Origin of the sequence: Paucibacter sp. KBW04 (assembly GCF_003852425.1) — a bacterium.
In the GTDB taxonomy this organism is placed as follows: domain Bacteria; phylum Pseudomonadota; class Gammaproteobacteria; order Burkholderiales; family Burkholderiaceae_C; genus Paucibacter_A.
Genome location: NZ_QAJN01000027.1, coordinates 23,388 through 30,367, shown reverse-complemented (window position 1 = coordinate 30,367; position 6,980 = coordinate 23,388). Strand labels below are relative to the sequence as shown.

Annotated in this window: 3 protein-coding genes; 2 read left to right on the top strand and 1 reads right to left on the bottom strand. The window is 58.4% G+C overall.

Features of this window, described 5'->3' with window-relative positions; translation table 11 throughout:
• Positions 1-25: 25 nt before the first annotated feature.
• The gene (locus DBR47_RS24355; RefSeq protein WP_231512483.1) at positions 26-1,297 is read right to left on the bottom strand and encodes a putative Na+/H+ antiporter; all 1,272 of its coding nucleotides are present in this window, start codon (positions 1,295-1,297) and stop codon (positions 26-28) included.
• A 1,027-nt stretch (positions 1,298-2,324) separates the two neighbouring features.
• Between DBR47_RS24355 and cas1f the strand changes: the two genes are divergently transcribed.
• On the top strand, positions 2,325-3,317 hold the full coding sequence (gene cas1f / locus DBR47_RS24350; protein WP_124455078.1) for a type I-F CRISPR-associated endonuclease Cas1f: 993 nt from the start codon (positions 2,325-2,327) through the stop codon (positions 3,315-3,317).
• The gene (gene cas3f, locus DBR47_RS24345; RefSeq protein ID WP_124455076.1) at positions 3,314-6,862 is read left to right on the top strand and encodes a type I-F CRISPR-associated helicase Cas3f; all 3,549 of its coding nucleotides are present in this window, start codon (positions 3,314-3,316) and stop codon (positions 6,860-6,862) included. The genes cas1f and cas3f overlap by 4 nt, the downstream gene beginning before the upstream one ends.
• Positions 6,863-6,980 lie beyond the last annotated feature (118 nt).

The window sequence follows — 6,980 nt, the reverse complement described above, 5'->3', positions numbered from 1 at the left end:
TCAAGACGGTTGCTCAGTCCCTGGATCAAAGAAGTTTGAAAGCTGCTGCAGCGACGATGGTAGGAAGCAAGGCCGCCAACAGCAGACCCAGGGGGTGCACAGCCTTGCCGTCGAAGTGCTCTCGCAGAACCGCGATGCCAGCCGGGTTCGGCGCATTCGCGATGATGGTCAGGCCACCACCCGTCACGGCGCCAGCGACCAAAGCGTACTTGAAGCCGTCCGACAGGCCCTCAACCAAAGAGCCCAGATATGTCAGGGCGGCGTTGTCGGTGAAAGCCGTCAACACCGTGGCACCGAAGAAGACGACATCGCTGCTCATGCTCATCAGCACCGGCTGCAACCACCACTGCTGCTGCCCCCCCAGCACAACCAGGCCCGCCAGGAAGAAGGCCACCAACAGGCCTTCACGGAGGATCAAACGATCCTGGTGGCGCTCGTAAGCATTGGCGACGCCCAGGAAGAACAGGAACAAGCCCATGAACACCACCGGGTGGTGAGCAAACACGACCACTCCCACCAGGAAGCAAAGATGCACCAACACAAGAGGCAGAGGCACATGGGCGGCCGCGCCATCTTCCACCTCAGCCATGGGCAATTGCTTCAACTCCTTGGCGAACAACAGGGTCACGCCCACGGTATTGATGAACACGGCAATCGCCGCCTTCCAGCCAAAGTGCGCCAGCATAAAACTGCTGTCCCAACCCCATTTGCTGGCGACCATCAAGACTGGCGGCGCGGCAAAAGAGGTCAAGGTGCCGCCGATAGAAATATTGACGAAAAGCACACCCAAGGTGGCGTACTTCAGGCGGGAGGAGATGCCGCGGCCGAAGAACTGGTCGGCCAGGATCAGCGCAGCCAGTGTCATCGCGGCCGGCTCGGTGATGAAAGAGCCCAGCAAGGGCACCAGACTCATCACCAGAAAATACATACCCACACTGCCCGGCAAGGGCAAGGCCTTGGCCGCTCCACGCACCAAACGCATGGCAGACTGAATGATGGGGCGCGTGCCTGCGATCACCATGATGGCGAACACAAACATGGGTTCGGTGAAATTGCGGCTCTCCAGATAGGCTGTCGCCTCCTGCTTGCCGTTGTAGGCAAACATGAAAAGCATCAGCACAAGAGCCCAGAAACCAAACACCACCTCCACCTCGGCCAATAAATGCCAGATGCCGCCATGCCGAGGACTGCGGTGCGCGAGATCCTCGAAGAACTTGGTGGAGAAGGTATGGAGCAGGGCCACAACAAAGATCGCGGCTGCCGCAACTTCGGTGACATGGGTCGGATTCAGATTCATGGTCGTCATTTTCCCGCGAGGCGGCCCGACCATCGCTAAAACCTGCTGCCCTGCCATATGCGAGCTTTGCACCCAGGCTTTGATTGTAGTCGAGCGCGAATCTTGCAAGCAGCGCGCAATCCCACGCGCTGCCTGCGCTTACAAACTCAATACAAATATCACCTAAAACAGTGACAAGAGTGAGCGGTATTCCCCTTGGTTTTCGAGGGAAATACCACCCAGTGTCGGGCCGTGATTTCAACCCTCCAATGCTCGCCCGGCAGGCAGTGAATCCGTTCGAGCATAAAAAAACCCAACCGATCAGGATTGGGTTTTCTCAAAAAGATGGTGGGCCGGCGTCACTTGAAAACAACGCTACAGCCCGCACAGGCTCGTCGTTAAGATTTTTCGAATCGGCAAGTTGTGCGGCGAGTTGTGCGGCGATTTCAACGCTAGGAATCCGGAATTGAACCGACGTGAGTTCGCGTCAAAACCAATGCTCCCTTGGCTCTTTCCTAGAAATTTTGTCGTCACACAATCCAAATGCCACCGACGGAAGCAACCCAAGTTCACTTGAGGTGAAAATTTGGGTACTCGCTCACCCGATCACACCAAAAGCCATCTGGTGAGTGAAGCAAATGCTTGTTGCTTCAGTCGATCGCAGCGATGGAAGTCCTTGGAGGAGCAAGATGTGAGCCGCGGCTAGAAATGAATAATTGCCTCTGGCGGTGGCAAAAGCCGCAACTGCAACCAAGGACTTCGCCTTTGCTCATTGGGGGCTCCAACTGCCAAAGTCCGCATCACATAAAAGTACGCAGTCAGGTCATCAAGTCGAACGCGCTTGGGCCAGCCAACTCTGCCGTTGACAGCTGTACAAACCGACCAAGCCTAGTCGCCATAGACTTCCTTAGACTTGACTGGTCTGCTCAATAAATTCAGAGCCCCAGACCTAGCACCGCAAATTGCAGTAACTATTCACCTAGCAACTTAGGCACTGCTCGCCCAACTAGCTCGTCCTGTGAGCTAGCAAGAGTTGAAACTTGCGGGCATGCAAGACCTGACCCCCAGCGATCTCAAAACCATCCTGCACTCCAAGCGGGCCAACATCTACTACCTGGAGCACTGCCGGGTCTTGGTCAACGGCGGGCGGGTGGAGTATGTGACCGAGCAGGGCAAGCAGTCGCTGTACTGGAATATCCCCATCGCTAACACCACCTCCGTGCTGCTGGGCACCGGCACCTCGGTCACGCAGGCTGCCATGCGCGAGTTGGCCAAAGCCGGTGTGCTGCTGGGATTTTGCGGTGGCGGCGGCACGCCCTTGTTTGCAGCCCCTGAACGCGAGCTTGAAGTGGAATGGCTGCAACCGCAAAGCGAGTACCGGCCCACCGAGTACCTGCAGCACTGGGTTCGCTTTTGGTTTGACGATGCGCACAGGCTCGCTGCGGCCAAGTCCCTGCAAAAGCTCAGACTGGCAAGGGTCGGCAAGCAATGGCTGGACAAGCGCCTGCGCGATGCAGGCTTCAAGATCGACGGCGATGAGCTGAACGCCATGCTTGCGGGCAGCCTCACTCAAATTCAAGCCGCGCAAGACACCACCGCTCTGCTGACAGAAGAAGCCCGCCTGACCAAGCAGCTTTACCGCATGGCCTGTGTCGCGCTCGCTTTCGGCGACTTCACCCGCAGCAAAAAGGGGGAAGGCACCGACCTGGCCAATCAGTTTCTTGACCACGGCAACTACCTCGCCTACGGCCTAGCCGCCACCGCCACCTGGGTGCTGGGCCTGCCCCACGGCTTGGCGGTCCTCCACGGCAAAACCCGGCGCGGCGGCCTGGTGTTTGACGCCGCTGACCTGATCAAAGATGCCCAAATCCTGCCGCAGGCCTTTGTCAGCGCCAAACGCGGTGACAGCGAACAAGAGTTTCGGCAAGCCTGCATAGACTCATTCGCCCGCCATGAGGCGTTGGACTTCATGATCGATTCCCTCAAAGAAGTCGCCGTACAACAAGGCCAATCGGCTAAAACCAGCGGCATCAGTCCATGAACGTCCTGTTTATTTCCCAATGCGACAAGCGCGCACTCACCGAGTCGCGCCGCATCCTTGACCAGTTTGCTGAAAGGCGCGGCGACCGCACTTGGCAAACCGCCATCACCCAAGACGGCCTAGACACTCTGCGCCGCCTGCTGCGCAAGACCGCCCGCAAAAACACAGCCGTTGCCTGCCACTGGATACGTGGGCTGGACCACAGCGAACTGCTGTGGACGGTGGGGGATGCCTCGCATTTCAATGAGCGGGGGGCGGTTCCGACGAACTCAACTCGCAGCAATGTGCTGCGAGCAGACGATGAGAACGCGTGGCACGGCCTACCTTTGATGACCGCGTTAACGGCGCTTGCGGCCCTCCTGCATGACCTGGGAAAGGCCACACAGGCGTTTCAAGACAAGCTCAGCAACCCTGGCCAGCGTGAACGCAATCACTACCGTCATGAGTGGGTGTCGGTCAGGCTGTTTCAGGCATTTGTCGGATCAGAAGCCACGGACGCCGGATGGCTGCAACGGCTAGCGGCTTGCGCAGACGTCGGCGTCAATCCCGGTGTCTTTGAGGCTATGTGGCTAGATCACCGTGGCGGACGATTGCTACGCGACGGCTTGGATGAACCACGCGCATCGCAAAGCCTCCCGTTTGCCAATCTGCCGCCACTTGCTCAGGCGGTCGCTTGGCTTGTTTTTACCCACCACCGCCTGCCGTGCAAGCCAGTCCTGGCTGCAGAAGGAAACAACGACGACGAAGTCAATGACTATCGTTCAATTTATCGTCGCTTTGGCGCGCGACCTACCTTCCTGAATGCCAACAATCTAGACGACGTGCTGCTTCGTATCAGTGCTGACTGGAATGAACCCCGGGAAGTGTCCACCAAACAAAAAGTGGAAGGTCATTGGCACTTTCAGCATGGTCTGCCGGTGTCGACCGTCGCCTGGCGGAAGAAGGCAGCGCGCTACGCGAAGAAGCTTTTCGAGATTTCTCAGCACCAAAGTTCAGAACCTGTGCTGTACGCCCCATTTGCCATGCATGTATCCAGGCTCTGCCTGATGCTGGCGGACCACCACTACTCCAGCATTTCCGACGAGTCCCGCCGAACCTTGTTCCGAAATACCAAGTACCCGTTGTATGCCAACACGCGTCGCAACGGTGCAGCCACCGACCTTGGCTCTCAGGCCCACCACCCCGGCTTCAACCAAACTTTAGATGAGCACCTGCTGGGTGTTCAAGCCCATGCGACGCTAGTGGCACGGTCCCTCCCAAGCTTGGCTCGAAGCTTGCCTGCACTCAAAAACCACAAGCCGCTCAAACGGCGGACTGCGGATGCACGCTTCTCATGGCAAGACAAGGCCGCCGACTTAGCTCATAGCCTCCACGGCCGAGCTGCGAAACAAGGCACATTCATCGTCAACATGGCGTCTACGGGCTGCGGCAAGACCATTGGCAACGCCCGCATCATGTACGCGCTTGCAGAGCCTGAGAAAGGCATGCGCTGTGCCTTTGCCATGGGTTTGCGAACCCTGACGCTGCAAACCGGGCGCAGCTTTCAAAACGACCTGTCCTTGAACGACGAACAGCTCGCGATACAGGTGGGTGGGTCGGCCAGTCGCGCTTTGTTTGAATACTGGGAGCAGCAGGCCGAAGCAACGGGGTCGGCCTCAATACAAGGGCTGATGGGTGACCCCCGTCTGCCGGTTGCAGGTGAATCCGATGACGCCGAAGACCTTCAAGAATCGGTCAGTGGTTTGCTCTACGAAGGGAACGATCAGCACCCCCTGCTACAAAGGCTGACGGATGACCCTCATGTGCGCCGCCTGCTGTCCGCCCCCTTGCTGGTATGCACCATAGATCATCTGACGCCAGCCACGGAAAGCCTGCGTGGGGGTCGCCAGATCGCACCCATGTTGCGGCTGCTCACAGGCGATTTGGTACTGGACGAGCCCGACGATTTCGACATAGCCGACTTGCCAGCACTGACCAGGCTGGTGCATTGGGCGGGGCTTTTGGGCAGCCGTGTTTTGCTGTCCTCGGCCACGTTACCGCCGGCACTGGTGGAAGGCCTCTTTTTGGCCTACCGCGCCGGGCGAGCGGTCTACCAGAAGCACCGCAGCGAGCGCCCCGGTGAGCCACTCAACATCTGCAGCCTTTGGATCGATGAGTTCCATCAAACTGCTCAAGAGTGCGCGGACGGCCCCACGTTTCGCGAGGCACATGCCCAATTTGTGGACAAACGCATCAGCAAGCTCAAGCAGGCTGAAGTGCGCCGCCTGGCACAGATTGTTCCCCTGCCTGACACTTGGCCCAGTCTGAAGGAAGCCGAACGCCGCAAAGACTTTGCGCGCCTTGCCCTAGAGCAAGCATGGCGGCTACATCAACTGCCGCATAACCAAAGCACAGACCCCAAAAGCGGCAAGCGCATCAGCTTTGGCTTGATCCGCATGGCCAATATCGCGCCGCTATACGACGTGGCGCTTGCCATGTATGCCATGGGCGCGCCCGCCCCTGATGTACGCGTCCACTTGTGTGTGTACCACTCGCAGTTCCCGCTGCTTCTGCGGTCTGCCATGGAGCAGAAACTAGACACCGCGTTGAACCGACGTGGTGCGGGGGCGGACTACGACCCGGCGCTTGAGCGGCCGGAGTTGCGTGCATTTTTTGATGCATACCCCGAGAAAAACCACCTATTTGTCGTGTTAGGTAGTCCGGTCACTGAAGTCGGGCGGGACCACTCGTATAACTGGGCGGTAGTTGAGCCGTCTTCTATTCGGTCTCTCATTCAGCTCGCAGGGCGCATACGTCGGCATCAACCGGGGGCGGTTGGGGGCGTCAACATGGCGGTGTTGGACAGCAACCTACGCCACTACGAGAAGACCAACCAGCCTGCGTTCTGCAAACCAGGCTTTGAAACAGCGCATCGTCCCTTTCAGCTAAAGTCGCACTTCCTGCATGACCTGCTTGAGCAGGACGCTAGCAACTGCTTTTTGTGGGCAGTCGATGCGCAGCCGCGCATCGCTGTTGCACAAGCGGCGCTACACCCCAGCCGCCGCTTGGTCGATTTAGAGCACGCTCGTATCCACGCCTGCATGCTGCCAAAGGCCCCAGGCGACGCTGCCGTCAGTCATGCCGCGAGCTTGCAGTGGCACGAGCCACGACCAGAAGCTCCACGAGCATTGTGGCTGACTGGATTGCTCCCACAGTTTCAGCGCTTTCGCTTTGACCCGCAGCGTCGAGATGATGTCGCGCTGCTACCCGACGACGATGAAGAGTCGCTGTGGCTGCATCGCGTAGAGGATGGCAAGGGGCGCCATGACAAAGCCTATATCCCTGTGCATCAAACCCTGTGCCATTTGGCACCGCTTCCCCAAATGGACACCACTACCGTGTCGCGATGGCCGCACCTGGATTTGATGCAGGAATTGTCCGCGCTGGCTGAGGCGCAAGGCTTGTCATTAGCGCGATGCGCAGAACGCTACTTCACAGCCAGCCTGCCCGCATGCCGGGACGGCTGGCTGTGGGACGAGCGCTTGGGTTTCACCAAGAAAGCTTGAGCTGCCTGTACGGCAGTGGATCAGTGCGCCACGCAAGGAAGGTGACTTTTCTGAGCTGTCTTCCGACAGTGGCTTGATTGTCCCTTAGTTCTGCACTAAGATCCGTTCACGAAATAAT